Source organism: Hydrogenophaga aquatica (genome assembly GCF_054780915.1).
Map to the genome: position 1 here is coordinate 130,670 of NZ_BAAGVK010000007.1, position 13,231 is coordinate 143,900.

The 13,231-nt window shown below is 65.9% G+C and carries 16 protein-coding genes; 6 read left to right on the forward strand and 10 right to left on the reverse strand.

What is annotated here, in order from left to right; all coding sequences use genetic code 11:
- Nucleotides 1–27 precede the first annotated feature (27 nt).
- Genes ACYVHH_RS05545 through ACYVHH_RS05555 form a run of 3 tightly spaced genes read left to right on the forward strand, consistent with a single transcriptional unit; the run spans nucleotide 28 to nucleotide 2,127 of the window.
- Nucleotides 28–957, forward strand: a complete 930-nt coding sequence (locus ACYVHH_RS05545; protein ID WP_460564104.1) for a cation diffusion facilitator family transporter — start codon at nucleotides 28–30, stop codon at nucleotides 955–957.
- A 15-nt stretch (nucleotides 958–972) separates the two neighbouring features.
- Nucleotides 973–1,416, forward strand: a complete 444-nt coding sequence (gene dtd, locus ACYVHH_RS05550) for a D-aminoacyl-tRNA deacylase (protein ID WP_460564105.1) — start codon at nucleotides 973–975, stop codon at nucleotides 1,414–1,416.
- 3 nt (nucleotides 1,417–1,419) lie between these two features.
- Complete coding sequence (locus ACYVHH_RS05555) at nucleotides 1,420–2,127, forward strand: 4Fe-4S dicluster domain-containing protein (protein ID WP_460564106.1); 708 nt, start codon at nucleotides 1,420–1,422, stop codon at nucleotides 2,125–2,127.
- A 13-nt stretch (nucleotides 2,128–2,140) separates the two neighbouring features.
- On the opposite strand, the gene ybeY is transcribed toward ACYVHH_RS05555, so the two are convergent.
- The 3 genes from ybeY to ACYVHH_RS05570 are packed head-to-tail and all read right to left on the reverse strand — an operon-like array spanning nucleotide 2,141 to nucleotide 3,984.
- Nucleotides 2,141–2,599, reverse strand: coding sequence for an rRNA maturation RNase YbeY (gene ybeY / locus ACYVHH_RS05560; RefSeq protein WP_460564107.1), 459 nt, complete (start codon nucleotides 2,597–2,599; stop codon nucleotides 2,141–2,143).
- Nucleotides 2,596–2,988: a TfoX/Sxy family protein gene (locus ACYVHH_RS05565; RefSeq protein WP_460564108.1), complete on the reverse strand. Its 393-nt coding sequence runs from the start codon at nucleotides 2,986–2,988 to the stop codon at nucleotides 2,596–2,598. Before ACYVHH_RS05565 ends, ybeY begins: the two co-directional genes overlap by 4 nt.
- Before the next feature lie 6 nt (nucleotides 2,989–2,994).
- Complete coding sequence (locus ACYVHH_RS05570) at nucleotides 2,995–3,984, reverse strand: PhoH family protein (protein ID WP_460564109.1); 990 nt, start codon at nucleotides 3,982–3,984, stop codon at nucleotides 2,995–2,997.
- 30 nt (nucleotides 3,985–4,014) lie between these two features.
- On the opposite strand from ACYVHH_RS05570, the gene ruvA reads away from it, so the two are divergent.
- Together ruvA and ruvB are read left to right on the forward strand one after the other, a co-directional pair.
- Complete coding sequence (gene ruvA, locus ACYVHH_RS05575) at nucleotides 4,015–4,590, forward strand: Holliday junction branch migration protein RuvA (protein WP_460564110.1); 576 nt, start codon at nucleotides 4,015–4,017, stop codon at nucleotides 4,588–4,590.
- A gap of 10 nt (nucleotides 4,591–4,600) precedes the next feature.
- On the forward strand, nucleotides 4,601–5,659 hold the full coding sequence (ruvB, locus tag ACYVHH_RS05580; protein ID WP_460564111.1) for a Holliday junction branch migration DNA helicase RuvB: 1,059 nt from the start codon (nucleotides 4,601–4,603) through the stop codon (nucleotides 5,657–5,659).
- A gap of 30 nt (nucleotides 5,660–5,689) precedes the next feature.
- On the opposite strand, the gene ACYVHH_RS05585 is transcribed toward ruvB, so the two are convergent.
- Together ACYVHH_RS05585 and ACYVHH_RS05590 are read right to left on the reverse strand one after the other, a co-directional pair.
- Complete coding sequence (locus ACYVHH_RS05585) at nucleotides 5,690–6,841, reverse strand: DSD1 family PLP-dependent enzyme (protein WP_460564112.1); 1,152 nt, start codon at nucleotides 6,839–6,841, stop codon at nucleotides 5,690–5,692.
- Nucleotides 6,825–7,463 carry a histidine phosphatase family protein gene (locus ACYVHH_RS05590; RefSeq protein ID WP_460564113.1) on the reverse strand — a complete coding sequence of 213 codons (639 nt, stop codon included), beginning with the start codon at nucleotides 7,461–7,463 and terminating at the stop codon, nucleotides 6,825–6,827. The genes ACYVHH_RS05585 and ACYVHH_RS05590 overlap by 17 nt, the downstream gene beginning before the upstream one ends.
- Nucleotides 7,464–7,585: 122 nt before the next feature.
- On the opposite strand from ACYVHH_RS05590, the gene ACYVHH_RS05595 reads away from it, so the two are divergent.
- Nucleotides 7,586–8,563 carry a chemotaxis protein gene (locus tag ACYVHH_RS05595; protein ID WP_460564114.1) on the forward strand — a complete coding sequence of 326 codons (978 nt, stop codon included), beginning with the start codon at nucleotides 7,586–7,588 and terminating at the stop codon, nucleotides 8,561–8,563.
- 25 nt (nucleotides 8,564–8,588) lie between these two features.
- Here the strand turns inward: ACYVHH_RS05595 and ACYVHH_RS05600 are convergent, their stop codons facing one another.
- From ACYVHH_RS05600 to ACYVHH_RS05620, 5 genes are all read right to left on the reverse strand, one after another.
- Nucleotides 8,589–9,227, reverse strand: coding sequence for a DUF4136 domain-containing protein (locus ACYVHH_RS05600; RefSeq protein WP_460564115.1), 639 nt, complete (start codon nucleotides 9,225–9,227; stop codon nucleotides 8,589–8,591).
- Between the two features lie 8 nt (nucleotides 9,228–9,235).
- On the reverse strand, nucleotides 9,236–10,177 hold the full coding sequence (ttcA, locus tag ACYVHH_RS05605) for a tRNA 2-thiocytidine(32) synthetase TtcA (protein WP_460564116.1): 942 nt from the start codon (nucleotides 10,175–10,177) through the stop codon (nucleotides 9,236–9,238).
- A gap of 84 nt (nucleotides 10,178–10,261) precedes the next feature.
- Entirely contained in the window at nucleotides 10,262–11,035 is a 774-nt protein-coding gene (locus ACYVHH_RS05610; RefSeq protein WP_460564117.1) for a substrate-binding periplasmic protein, read from the reverse strand.
- 40 nt (nucleotides 11,036–11,075) lie between these two features.
- Nucleotides 11,076–12,416 (reverse strand): GGDEF domain-containing protein, encoded by a 1,341-nt coding sequence (locus tag ACYVHH_RS05615; protein WP_460564118.1) that lies wholly within the window; start codon nucleotides 12,414–12,416, stop codon nucleotides 11,076–11,078.
- A complete protein-coding gene (locus ACYVHH_RS05620) occupies nucleotides 12,407–13,174 on the reverse strand; it encodes a substrate-binding periplasmic protein (RefSeq protein WP_460564119.1) in 768 nt (255 codons plus the stop codon). The genes ACYVHH_RS05615 and ACYVHH_RS05620 overlap by 10 nt, the downstream gene beginning before the upstream one ends.
- Nucleotides 13,175–13,231: the final 57 nt, after the last annotated feature.

The window sequence follows — 13,231 nt, forward strand, 5'->3', positions numbered from 1 at the left end:
GGCATGGCGGTGCGAGACAATGCACCCATGACGGTATTTGCAAGACATTGGCTTACGCCAGCCCGGCTGATGTGGGTGTCGGTGGTGGTGGCGCTGGTCACCATCGCGCTCAAGACGCTGGCCTGGTGGCTCACGGGATCGGTCGGTTTGCTGTCTGACGCCATGGAATCGGTGGTGAACCTGGCGGGCGCCACGTTTGGTCTGGCGATGGTCACCGTGGCGGCGCGTCCTGCGGACGAGGACCACCCCTATGGCCATCACAAGGCCGAGTACTTCTCCTCCGGCTTCGAGGGCGTTCTCATCATCATCGCGGCATTGGGCATCCTGTGGGCGTCGCTGGACCGCCTGTGGAACCCCCAGCCTTTGGAGCAGCTGAGCTGGGGGTTGGCGCTCTCGGTGGCCAGTTCGGCGCTCAACGGTCTGCTGGCCTGGGTGATGTTGCGGGCCGCGCGAGAGCACCGCTCGATGGCTCTGGAGGGCGATGCGCGCCACCTGTTCACCGACGTGTGGACATCGGCGGGCGTGGTGGCCGGTTTGGTGCTGGTGTGGCTGACCGGCTGGCTGTGGCTGGACGCCGTGGTGGCGATGGGTGTGGCGGCCAACATCCTGCGCGAAGGCTTTCACCTGATCTGGCGCTCTTCCCAAGGACTCATGGACGAAGCCGTGGACCCCGAGGTGTTGCAGACGGTGCAGCGCACGCTGGATGGCTTTGCGCACCGCCGGGGCGAGACGGAGATCGTCCGATTCGACCACCTGAGCACCCGAAAGGCCGGGCAGCGCTGCTTCGTGGATGTGCACATGCATATGCCAGCCAGTTGGTCGCTGGGGCGCGCGGCGGCCCTGCGCGGCAGCGTCGAGCAGGCCTTGATGAGTGCTGTGCCGGGCCTGCGTGCAAGCATACAGTTGCTGCCCAGCGATGTTGAAGCGCATTTCGACGATCCTCGTGATCTGATCTGACCCAGGAGTGAACGGATGAAGGTAGTGCTGCAGCGCGTGAGCGAAGCGCGGGTGGTGGTGGACGGCGAGGTGACCGGTGACATAGGCGCTGGTTTTCTGGTGCTGCTGTGTGCCGAGCGTGGGGATACGGACGCGGTGGCTGAGCGCATGTTGACCAAGATTCTCAAGCTGCGCGTGTTCAGCGACGAGGCGGGCAAGATGAACCGCAGCGTGCAGGACGTGAACGGCGGCCTGCTGGTGGTGAGCCAGTTCACCTTGGCGGCGGATGTGTCTGGCGGCAACAGGCCCAGCTTCACGCAGGCAGCGGCGCCGGACGAGGGGCGGCGGCTGTACGAGCGGTTCGTCGAGCTGGCCCGGGCCGCGCACCCGCAGGTGGCCACGGGCCGCTTCGCGGCGGACATGAAAGTCCATCTCGTCAACGACGGGCCGGTGACGATTCCCATACAGATGACTGCCTAAGCGATGACCGACACCGACCTCTTTGCACCCTTGCGCGCCCACGGCATGCCGCTGCATGCCGTCTTTGACCTGGATGGCCTGCCGCACGATGTGCTGGAGCGCCTGGCACTGACCGAGGAGGAGCGCGAGCGTTACCGGCAGCTGATCCTGATCGGCAACCTGGGCGGCGGGTTCTGGCAGGCCTTGCAACGGCGTGGCATGCATGGCAGCGCGCCGGTGGACACGTTTGTGGGCGAATGCGTGCGAGCGTGGATGGAAGGTCCGCTGGCCGGGCACGCCTGGCTGCAGCTGTTTCCAGGGACCAGGCCGATCGGGCTGCAGCGCCTGGGGGAGCTGGCAGGGTGGCACCACCCGTCACCGTTCTGGGTGGGGGTGGATGCCGAATGGGGCAGCTGGTTTGCCTACCGTGCGGCCGTTCTGGCGGACACGTCGCTGCCCGTCACGCCACGGCGTGAGACCACCTCGCCATGCCTGAGTTGCAGCGGCCAGCCGTGCGTGAGCGCCTGCCCTGCCGGGGCATTGGCCAGTGATCAGACCGGGGCCTGGCGCCTGCAGGCCTGCCTGGACTACCGCAAGCAGCCAGGCTCAGCGTGCCTGGACCGCTGCCTGGCGCGCAACGCCTGCCCGGTGGGTGAACCGCACCGCTACAGCGACGAGCAGATCGCCTACCACTATCTGCATTCGATGCGCGCGATCCGCGAGTGGTACTGATGCGTCGCCAGCCTCAACCCGCGTAGGGGTTGGGGTAACCCAGGCGTGCCAGGATCTCGATCTCGCGCGCTTCCATCGCCTCGGCGTCTTCTTCACTGGTTTCGTGGTCCCAGCCCTGAGCGTGCAGCGCGCCATGCACCAGCAAGTGCGCGTAATGGGCTTGCAACGTCTTGCCCTGTTCGGCGGCCTCGCGCGCCACCACCGGCGCGCACAGCACCAGGTCCGCCATCACCACGGGCTCCTGCGCGTAGTCGAAGGTCAACACGTTGGTGGCGTAGTCCTTTTGCCGGTAGTCACGGTTGAGCGCCTGGCCCTCTTCGGCATCGACGATGCGCACGGTGAGTTCGCCGTCGGCGTCCAGCGCGTGGCGCAGCCAGCGGATCACCTTCTGGCGGGGCAGGGCGGCACGGTGTTCCGCCACACCGTCAAAACGGCCGAATTGCAGGGAGAGAGACAGGTCGGGCAGGGTCATTTCGATGACTTTCGTGTGGTACGGCGTTTGTTGGCCGGGCGCGCCTGGGCACGCAGCGCGGCCTCCCAGGCCAACCGGGCCCAGGGCAGCATCAGCGCGGGGGACTCCATCGCCTCCTCGGGCGCGGCGTGGTAATGCAGGGACATGTCCTTGCCCTTGGCCTGGTAGGTGAAGCGCGGGCAACCCGCGCCACGGAAGACGGGCAGGGTGTCGTCGTCGGTCTTGAGCCACAGGCGCTCGCCGCCGCCCAGGTCAGCGATGATGGCGAAGGTCAGGCCGTCAACGCTGATGCCCCAGCCGCCGAACATGCGCCGCGCCAGGCTGGGCCCGATGCCCTGCAGCAGCTCCAGGCAGTAGGCGGTGAATTCAGGCAGCTCGCGCGTGGTCATGTGCGCTCATCTGCTCGCGGCGCGTGTGCTGCGCCGCGCAGGCGGGGCGCCATCGTCATGTGCCGCAGCACCGCCCGCGTCGTACGCGTCCACGATGCGCGCCACCAGCGGGTGGCGCACCACATCGGCACTGCTCAGGCGGTTGAAGGCGATGCCCTTGATGCGCTTGAGCACGCGTTCGGCGTCGATCAGGCCGCTCAACTGCGTGCGCGGCAGATCGATCTGGCTCACGTCACCGGTGACCACGGCCTTGCTGCCGAAGCCTATGCGGGTGAGGAACATCTTCATCTGCTCGGGCGTGGTGTTCTGTGCCTCGTCCAGGATGACGAAGGCATGGTTGAGCGTGCGCCCGCGCATGAAGGCCAGCGGCGCGATCTCGATCTGCTGGCGCTCGAAGGCCTTTTGCACCTTGTCGAAGCCCATCAGGTCGTACAGCGCGTCGTACAGCGGTCGCAGGTAGGGGTCCACCTTTTGTGTGAGGTCGCCGGGCAGAAAGCCCAGGCGTTCACCTGCCTCCACGGCCGGGCGAGTCAGCACGATGCGTTGCACCGCGCTGCGTTCCAGTGCGTCCACGGCGCAGGCCACGGCCAGATAGGTCTTGCCGGTGCCGGCCGGGCCGATGCCGAAGGTGATGTCGTGTGTGGCCATGTTGGCCAGGTAGCGCTTCTGGTTGGCCGTGCGGCCCTGCACTTCGCCACGCCGTGTCTGCATCACCACCGCGTCCACGGTATCACCACCCAGGGCAGTGTCGCCGCTGAGCATGAGCTGTACCTGTTCCGCCGGAATGGGCGCGCGGGCCATCTCGTACAGGGCCTGGATGACCTCCATGGCCTGCTGCGCCAGGGCTTTGGGGCCCTCGACACGGAACTGCTCGAAGCGATGTGCCACTTTCACCTGCAGCGCGGCCTCGATGGTGCGGATGTGCGCGTCCATGGGGCCGCACAGGTGGGCCATGCGGGTGTTGTCCGGGGGGGAGAAGGTGTGTCTGAGAATCAAACCGATAATCCGGTAAAAGGAAGATCTCCAATGATAGGCAAGTTGAGCGGCACCCTGCTGGAAAAGAACCCTCCCCAGATCCTGGTGGACTGCCATGGCGTGGGCTACGAGGTCGATGTGCCCATGAGCACGTTCTACAACTTGCCCGCTTCGGGCGAGAAGGTGGCGCTGCTCACGCACTTCGTGGTGCGCGAGGACGCGCAGATTCTTTACGGCTTTGGCACGGCCAGCGAACGTGAAGCTTTCCGCCAGCTCATCAAGATCAGCGGCGTGGGGCCGCGCACGGCGTTGAGCATCCTGTCGGGTATGAGCGTGGCTGACCTGGCCCAGGCGGTGACGGCGCAGGAGGTGGGGCGGCTGGTGAAGGTCCCCGGCATCGGCAAGAAGACGGCCGAGCGGCTGCTGCTGGAGCTGAAGGGCAAGATCGGCGCCGAGCTGGGACCCGTGGCGGGCACCCCGCACACCGATGCCCATGGGGACATCCAGCAGGCGTTGCTGGCGCTGGGCTACAACGACAAGGAAGCTGCCGCCGCGCTCAAGGCCCTGCCTGCGGACGTGGGGGTGAGCGATGGCATCAAGCTGGCGTTGAAGGCGTTGGCAAAGTGAGGGTGCGCCGATGAGCATTGAAACCGACGACTTCGCCTTCCAGGCGCCCAAGCGCATGGTGTCCGCTGCGCCGGAGAGCACCCGCGAGGAGGCGCTGGAGCGCGCCCTGCGGCCGAAGGGCCTGCAGGAATACGTGGGCCAGGCCAAGGTGCGCGAGCAGCTGGAAATCTTCATCGGCGCGGCGCGCAAGCGCGAGGAGGCCCTGGACCACGTGCTGCTGTTCGGCCCGCCCGGCCTGGGCAAGACGACGCTGTCGCACATCATCGCGCACGAACTGGGGGTGAACCTGCGCCAGACCAGCGGGCCGGTGCTCGAAAAGCCCAAGGACCTGGCCGCGCTGCTGACCAACCTGGAGCCCAACGACGTTCTCTTCATCGACGAGATCCACCGGCTGTCGCCAGTGGTGGAGGAAATCCTCTACCCCGCGCTGGAGGACTACCAGATCGACATCATGATTGGCGAGGGCCCCGCGGCGCGCAGCATCAAGCTGGACCTGCAGCCTTTCACCCTGGTGGGGGCCACCACGCGCGCGGGCATGCTGACCAACCCGCTGCGCGACCGCTTCGGCATCGTCGCCAGGCTGGAGTTCTATACCGCAGAGGAGCTGCGCAGCATCGTGCGCCGCAGCGCGGGCCTGCTGCAAGCCCCCATCGAGGACGATGGCGCTTTCGAGATCGCGCGGCGCTCGCGTGGCACGCCGCGCATTGCCAACCGCCTGCTGCGCCGCGTGCGCGACTACGCCGAGGTCAAGGGCACGGGCACCATCACCCGCGACATGGCCAACCGTGCGCTGGCCATGCTGGACGTGGACCCGGTCGGCTTCGACCTGATGGACCGCAAGCTGCTGGAAGCCGTGATCCACAAGTTCGATGGCGGGCCGGTGGGGCTGGACAACATCGCGGCCAGCATTGGTGAGGAGCGCGACACCATCGAGGACGTGATCGAGCCCTACCTGATCCAGCAGGGTTACCTGCAGCGCACGCCACGCGGGCGCATTGCCACGCTGGCGGCCTACCGCCACCTGGGTGTGGCGCCTCCGGCGCAGGACGACTCGCTCTTTAGCGAGTGAATCTCGTGTGGCCGGGCGCGGGCAGGGCCGTCAGGTCAGTGCGCCACGCGCGTCCACGCGCACGATGCGCTCGACCACGCCTTGTGCCAGCCCGCCGCGCACGCCGATGAGGTGGTTGTGCAGGTTGACGGTGGGGTCGCAGTGGCCGGGAATGAGCCAGAGAGAATCACCTATCGCTGGCAAGGGCGTGCCGGGTTGGCTGGCGCGCAGGATGCCGTGCTCGTCTCCACCGTTGGCGAATTCCAGCGCCGCGCCGTGCACGTGCGGCAGGCCCGAGTCAATGGCATGTGATTTGTGCCCGGCGTCGCATACCGCGTGATCGGCACAGGCGCTGATCACTTGCGTCTTGATGAACAGGGCGTGCTCGAAGCGCGGCTGCCCGGCGGGCAGTTCGTTGCGGGCATAGTCCGCGTCCATGAACAGGTAGGAGCCGGTCTGCAGCTCGCCATAGACGCCGCTGGCAGCCTCCAGCACGAAGGTGCCGGTACCCGCACCCGTGACCAGCGGCGCGGGCAGCCCGGCGGTGTCGAGCAAGGCGCGGGCCTGGTTCACCTTGTCCAGCGTCGCGGCCAGCGCTGCACGGCGTTCCTCTGGCGTGCGCAGGTGCTGGGCCTTGCCGTGGTAGGCCTGCAGTCCTGCAAACCGCAGGGCTGGGCATTGGGAGATGGCCTGGGCCAGCGGTACCACGCCTTCGGGGTGGGGCACGCCGCAGCGGCCTTGCCCCACGTCGAGTTCCACGAAAACCTCTAGGCAAGCGTCTGCCGCGCCTGTCTGGCGCATGGCGGTGTCCAGACCCTGCACGCCCGCCAGGCTGTCCACGGCGATGGCCAGCCGTCCGCCTCTCGCAGCCAATGCCTGCGCCAGCGTGGCCACCCGGCGCAGCTTGGCAGGGGCGACCACCTCGTTGCTGATGTAGATGTTGGTCACGCCGCCAGCGGCCAGGGCCTCTGCCTCGGCCGTCTTTTGCACGCACACGCCCACGGCACCTGCCTGCATCTGCAGCAATGCCAGTTCGGCGCTCTTGTGCATCTTGGCGTGGGGGCGCAGCCGCACGCCGTGCTGGCGGGCGAATGCCGCCATCGTGTGCAGGTTGCGCTCCATGGCGTCCAGGTCGATCACCGGCGCAGGGGTGTCGATGGCGGCCACGGGCTGGCCGATCAAGCTGTCAAGCGGTGTTTTCATCCAGGCTGTCCTGTTCCAGGTGGCTGCGGTCTGCCCAGCCCACCAGGCTCAGGCCTTCGGGGGTCCAGAGCAGGCGGTTGATGGCGGCGTTGCCCAGCTCCCAGGTGCGGGGGGCTTGCAGCTCCACCCGAGTCGCGGCACGGTAAAGGATGTCGAGTACCCCGCCGTGTGCCACCACGGCGATCTGCTGGCCCAGGTGGCGCGCGGCGATGTCGTCCAGGGTGGACAGCACGCGTTCACGCAACTGCAGCAGGCTTTCACCCTGGGGGGGCGCGTAATCTGGTACGCGCTTGCGCCAGGCCAGGGCGTCGTCGGGCCAGTTGGCTTCCAGTTCGGCCCAGGTCTGGCCCTGGAATGCCCCGAAGCAGCGCTCACGCAATCCCTGGTGGGTTTGCACATCGTGTCCCAGCACGCTGGCAATGGCGCTGGCCGTCTGGTGGGCGCGGCTCAGGTCGCTGGCGTACACCGCGTGTACGTCCTCGTCGCGCAGGGCCTGCGCGGCGCGGCCAGCCTGCCAGAGCCCCGTATCGTTGAGCGGAATATCGATCTGGCCCTGGATGCGGGTGTCTTTGTTCCAGGCGGTTTCGCCGTGACGGATGGCCAGTATGCGGGTGCAATGCACGTAAGGGGCTCCTTGGTGTGGTTCCTGTCCAGTGTGAAGTTTGCGACCTGCGGTCACTTGTGCCTAGAATGCAATGGTAATGGCGCACGCCCGGGTGCCACGCCAATCAGGACATTCTGCCCATGAGCTCATCCATTCAAAAAGAAATCGACGAACGCGCCAACCTGACCGGGTCCAACAAATTCGAGATGTTGCTGTTCCGGCTGGGCGATTCGGCGGGCACTGACCGCTCGGAGCTTTTTGGCATCAACGTCTTCAAGATCCGCGAGATCGTGGCCATGCCGCCAGTCACGACCATGGCCGGGGCGCCGCAACATGTGCTGGGTGTGGTCAACCTGCGTGGGCAGGTGATCCCGGTGATCGACCTGCCGGCCGTGGTCGGCTGCGTGCCCAAGACCGGCCTTAACATCATGCTCGTGACCGAATACGCCCGCACCACCCAGGCCTTTGCGGCCGAGTCGGTGGAGGACATCGTGCGGCTGGACTGGAACCAGATCCTGTCGGCTGACGGCACGGTGGCGCGTGGCTACGTCACCAGCATTGCCCGCCTGGACGGCGACCAGAACAACACCCGGCTCGCGCAAATCCTCGACGTGGAATCCATCCTGCAGCGCGTGCTTCCCAGCGAGAAGGTGGAGGTGACTTCTGAAACCGTGGGCCCGGCCGTCAAGATCAAGCCCAACGCGATCGTTTTGGCGGCTGACGACTCCTTCGTGGCCCGCAGCATGATCGAGCAGGAACTCAAGGTGCTGAACCTGCCTTTCGTCATGACCAAGACCGGCAAGGAGGCCTGGGAGACACTGCAGCAGATCGCGGCCGACTGCCAAGCCAAGGGCATTCCTGTGCAGGACCGCGTGGCCGTGGTGCTGACGGACCTGGAAATGCCCGAGATGGATGGGTTCACGCTGACGCGAAACATCAAGAAGGATCCGCAGATGCGCGGCCTGCCGGTGGTGATCCATTCCTCGCTGACGGGGGACACCAACGAGAGCCACGTGCGCAGCGCGGGCGCCGATGCCTACGTGGCCAAGTTTGCCGCGAAGGAGCTGGCCGAGGTGTTGCGCACCGTGCTCGGGCGTCACGACATCGTGGCTGCCTGACCATTGACCGGTCCGGCAGACCGGGTCACCTCGGGACTTCGATCACCACACGCCTGGTCCCCGCAGGGGGCTGAGGAAAGCCCTGCAAGGCAGCGTCCAGCAAGGCCGACCACATTGCCTCGGTGTCGTGCCAAGGCCCGTCATGGGCGGCGCGGGTCTCGTAAGCCACCTGGCCCGAGGTGTTCCTGATGATCAGACTGACTTCGCGTTGGTAGTACGGCGAACGCACGTGCATGAACATCGGGGTCCAGACCACCCGTCCGCTTCCCGTGACCACGTAGTCGCGCCCTGCCAGGCCCCAGCCGGGCCAGGCGTCATAGGGGGAATCCCAGGGGGCGTAAGGCATTCTGACCGAACGCGCGCTCACCTGCACTGCCCATCCCGCAGGCCGGGCAGCGTCGCTTGCCGGCTGCAGCCCGGCCTTCGTCAACGCTGCACGCGTCAGGCTTTCCAGGGTGTCCTGCCGCAACGCCATCTCCCCATCACGCTGTGAGGGCAGCCGCTCGAACCGGTAGGTGTCACCGCTGGCCGGGGCCTTGCCCGCAGGCCATGCGGCGTAGCTGCGCACATCGTTGTCCAGCCGGATCACGCTGGCGCAGCCGCCCAGGGCGGCTGCGACGGCGAGCAGCACGGCCAAGCGGGCCAAGCGGCGGCGGTTGAACATGGCGGGCTTCAGTGGCTGGGGCTGAGGGAGATGACCTGCTCCTGGGGTAGAGGCGCCGCCAGCGGCAGAGGTTCCTCGTCAAAGGCCGTGTCACCGTCCTCGCTCGCCACGCCAGTGGTCTGCAGTGTCTCGAAGGGGTAGAGCTTGCGGTCCATCAGGTGGCTGGGCACCACGTTCTGCAAGGCGGTGAGCATGTTGTCCACGCGGCCGGGGAAGCGTTTTTCCCAGTCCTTCAGCATTTCCTTCATATGCTGGCGCTGCAGGTTTTCCTGGCTGCCGCAAAGTGTGCAGGGGATGATGGGGAATTCGCGCACCTGGGCCCAGCGGATCAGGTCCTTCTCGGCGACGTAGGCCAGCGGGCGGATCACCATGAATTCGCCGTTGTCGCTCACCAGCTTGGCGGGCATGCCCTTGAGCTTGGCGCCGAAGAACATGTTGAGCAGCAGGGTCTGCAGGATGTCATCGCGGTGATGGCCCAGGGCGATCTTGTTGCAGCCCAACTCACGCGCCACCCGGTAAAGGATGCCCCGGCGCAGGCGGCTGCACAGGCTGCACATGGTCTTGCCTTCGGGAATCACCTTCTTGACGATGGAGTAGGTGTCCTGCGTCTCGATGTGGAAGGGGATGCCCAGCTTGCTCAGGTAGTTGGGCAGCACGTCTGCCGGGAAGCCGGGTTGCTTCTGGTCCAGGTTGACGGCGACCAGCTCGAAGCGCACGGGCGCGCGCTGCTGCAGCTTCATCAGGATGTCGAGCAGGGCGTAGCTGTCCTTGCCGCCGGAGAGGCAGACCATCACGCGGTCACCCGCCTCGATCATGTTGTAGTCGGTGATGGCCTGTCCGGTCAGGCGGCACAGGCGCTTTTCCAGCTTGTGGTTTTCCCGTTCGATCTTGAGGTCGGAAGAGGTGGAGGCGGGGCTGGGGGCGCCCTCCGTGGTCCATGCAGCGCTCATCGGTGTCGTCTGTTGGCAATTGCCAAGCTTCGAAAAAACGCCAATTATCCCGCGCTGCGTGGTTTCACGGGGATACAGGCTGTTTCAAGGGGTTTTGGCTGCCGTTGCCGGGCTCCGGGCGGGTGTCTGCCCGTCCATGAGGCGCCGGACCGTGCCGCTGGCCTGCAGCTGATCGAAGGCCGCCTGGGTGCGTTTGACCAGCTCCACCGGCGTGTTCTTGCTGTAGGCCATGTAAAGACCGGTGGTCATTTCGTTGAGGGTCATGACTTTTTCCAGCCGGGTGCAGTCAAGCTTGATGGCCTGGCACAAGGACTGGGTCTCGCCTTCGGTCAGCGGCACCAGGTCGACCTGCCGGTTGGCGAGCTTGGCCAGGTTGTCCGCCGCACCAGCGGAGATGACCAGCCTCGCGAAACCCTTGCGCTGCAGGTACTGGTGCCGCACGTCGTCGCGGATCACGCCGATGGCATGCGGGCGCGCACCGTCCAGATCGCGCGGGGCAACGTCGTCACGGCCACGCAGCTTGTAGAGGTGGTAGCTGATGCGCGTGAATTCCCCTACCCATTGGAATTGCTGTTCACGCGCCGGGGTGCGGGCGATCATGTAGATGAGCGCGTTGGGCTCGGTCAGGGCGATGTCATAGGCCCTGGCCCACGGGTACATCTGGATGCGATAGTCCTGGATGCCCGCGGTTTGCAGGGTCTTTTCCAGCACCGCGGTGGCCGTGCCGCCGATTTGCCCGTTCTGCATGAAGGAGTACGGAGGGGCATCTTCGGTGACGACACGAACGGGCTGCGCCAGGGCCAACTGGCCGAACCATGCGCCGACACAGAGCAGCAACGTAGCGGACATGTGTTTCATGCGGACCTCCGGGAGTGGGTGGTTCGGTGGGGCGCCTGCGTCAGCCGGGCACGATGTGGACGACGCAGCGGTTTCGACCAGCAGCCTTCGCCTCGTAGAGCGCTGCATCGGCCTGCATGAACAGGTCATCGAAGGTGCTGGTCCTGCCCGGGTCGAGTTGTGCCAGCCCCAGACTGATGGTGACATGGGCGGCCGTGTCGGAGTCCTTGTGTTCAATGCCCAGCCGGGCCACGGCCAGCCGTAGCCGGTCGGCGATCTGAGCCGCGTGTGCCGCGTCCGTCGCGGGCAGCAGGATGGCGAACTCCTCGCCCCCCAGCCTTGCCACCAGATCGGTTGCCCGGGCACAGCCGTCGCGCAGCGCCTGCGCTACCCGCCGCAGGCACTGGTCGCCAGCGGCATGGCCGTAGGCGTCGTTGTAGCGTTTGAAGTGATCGATGTCGCACACCAGCAATGACAATGGGTGTCCGTAACGCAGGGAGCGGTGGAATTCGACTTGCTTGACCTCGTCGAACTGGCGGCGGTTGGCCAGGCCCGTGAGCGTGTCTGTGCGCGCAAGGCTGTCCAGGCGCGCGTTGGCGGCTTCCAGTTCGGTGGTGCGCTCCTTCACCAGGAGCGCCAGGTTGTCGCGGTGAACCAGCAGCTCCTGTTCGTAACGTTGCTGCTGTTCCAGGTAGCTCGACAGGTTGCCCTGCAGCTGGTTGACCCCCGTCACCAGCTGGGACAGTTCGTCGTGGCGGGCGGTGTCACGGTCTAGCCGCAGTGCCTGCCCAAGGTTGGCGGGCGTCAGCTTTCCCAGGTGCTGGGCAATGCGGCGCACATGAACGGTCACCAGCTTGTTGAACATCAGCATGATGAGGCTGGCGAGCAGCAGCGACTGGACCACCTGCGTCACGACGATGGCCACCACTTCGTCGCGCAGGCGGGACCACAACACCCGCTCGTCGCCGTAGAGTGCCAGTTCGCCAATGACTTCGCTGCCACCGGCAAAGGGCTCGTAATCGAGCTGCACGCGCAGCACCGGGATTTGGGTGGAAGGCTGCCAGCCCTCGCGCGCGTTGCGCAGCACCTCGGGTGCGCGGTTGGCCGATTGCAGCGTGACTTCGATCTGCCCCACGGACGCGACGTTGGCCACGCCCCTGACGTGCGCTTCGAGCGATTCGCGGTCCATGTCCCAGATTGACTTGGACAGGGAGCGCTGGTAAATCTGCCCGATGAGGCGCAGTTCGCCGGACAAGGCCGAGATGTTGTCTTGCCAGGCCGACCAGGTGCGCAACCCTACCACCAGCAGCGTGAACACCAGGCAGAAGCCCAGGGTGGCCAGGACCAGCCTGGAGCCCAGCGTGGCGCTGGCGGGCCGGAAAGACGCTGGAGTCAAAGCCATTTCCTCTGCAGGGCGTCGTAGGTGCCGTTCTTCTTGATCGTCTCCAGCCCCTTGCGGAACCGCTCCACCAGCGCGTCGGAGGTCTTCAGGCCGAACGCCATGTAGTTGCCATTGCCACTCAACTCGGGAATGAACAGCACCTTTTGCAGGACGCGGGAGGGGTCGTCACCCGACTGCCGGGCAATGTGATAGGCGCTGAGCTCGTTCATCACCCACAGGTCGATCCGGCCGAGTTTGAGTTTTTCGTAGTTCTGCTCGTACTTGCCGCTCGACTGCAGGTTGCGCCCTGGCAGAAAGCCTTGCTGGATCAGAAACTGTTCGCCAATGTCCTGGTTGACCGTGCCGATCTGCAGGGTTTGCGCCTGCCGCAAGTCACTGACATGGAGGTTACGACTCTTCCAGGCGAAGAGGTAGAAGTTGGTGGGCATGATGGGCCCGATCCACTTGAAGAGCTTTTCCCGTTCCTTGGACCGGTGCACGGCGTAGAGCAGCACGTTCTCGCTGTTCTGGGCCGTTTCGTAGGCCCGCGCCCAGGGCAGAGACTGGATCTGCCCTTCAATGCCGATCTCCTTGAGGACGGCCTGCACCACCTCGGTGGCCAGGCCGGTGACCTTGCCCTTGTCGGTGTAGTTGAAGGGGGGGTATTCCTCCGTCAGGATGCGGATGGTTTCGTGAGCAGTTGCCGGAAGCGCACAGGCGGCTAGCGCAAGCATCACGCTCGCGCGGCGCAGCAAAGCCGCCATGGCAGACAGGATCATGCAGTTCTCCGTGCGCCTGCTACGGGGGAAACCCACCACGGGTTCGAGGCATGCGCA

Coding starts and splice junctions, on each gene's coding strand:
- ttcA (WP_460564116.1), bottom strand. CDS start 10,177: ATGAGCGCTGCATGGACCACGGAGGGCGCCCCCAGCCCCGCCTCCACC.
- ruvB (WP_460564111.1), top strand. CDS start 4,601: ATGAGCATTGAAACCGACGACTTCGCCTTCCAGGCGCCCAAGCGCATG.
- ruvA (WP_460564110.1), top strand. CDS start 4,015: ATGATAGGCAAGTTGAGCGGCACCCTGCTGGAAAAGAACCCTCCCCAG.
- ACYVHH_RS05595 (WP_460564114.1), top strand. CDS start 7,586: ATGAGCTCATCCATTCAAAAAGAAATCGACGAACGCGCCAACCTGACC.
- ACYVHH_RS05565 (WP_460564108.1), bottom strand. CDS start 2,988: ATGACCACGCGCGAGCTGCCTGAATTCACCGCCTACTGCCTGGAGCTG.
- ACYVHH_RS05615 (WP_460564118.1), bottom strand. CDS start 12,416: ATGGCTTTGACTCCAGCGTCTTTCCGGCCCGCCAGCGCCACGCTGGGC.
- dtd (WP_460564105.1), top strand. CDS start 973: ATGAAGGTAGTGCTGCAGCGCGTGAGCGAAGCGCGGGTGGTGGTGGAC.
- ybeY (WP_460564107.1), bottom strand. CDS start 2,599: ATGACCCTGCCCGACCTGTCTCTCTCCCTGCAATTCGGCCGTTTTGAC.
- ACYVHH_RS05620 (WP_460564119.1), bottom strand. CDS start 13,174: ATGATCCTGTCTGCCATGGCGGCTTTGCTGCGCCGCGCGAGCGTGATG.
- ACYVHH_RS05545 (WP_460564104.1), top strand. CDS start 28: ATGACGGTATTTGCAAGACATTGGCTTACGCCAGCCCGGCTGATGTGG.
- ACYVHH_RS05610 (WP_460564117.1), bottom strand. CDS start 11,035: ATGAAACACATGTCCGCTACGTTGCTGCTCTGTGTCGGCGCATGGTTC.
- ACYVHH_RS05585 (WP_460564112.1), bottom strand. CDS start 6,841: ATGAAAACACCGCTTGACAGCTTGATCGGCCAGCCCGTGGCCGCCATC.
- ACYVHH_RS05600 (WP_460564115.1), bottom strand. CDS start 9,227: ATGTTCAACCGCCGCCGCTTGGCCCGCTTGGCCGTGCTGCTCGCCGTC.
- ACYVHH_RS05555 (WP_460564106.1), top strand. CDS start 1,420: ATGACCGACACCGACCTCTTTGCACCCTTGCGCGCCCACGGCATGCCG.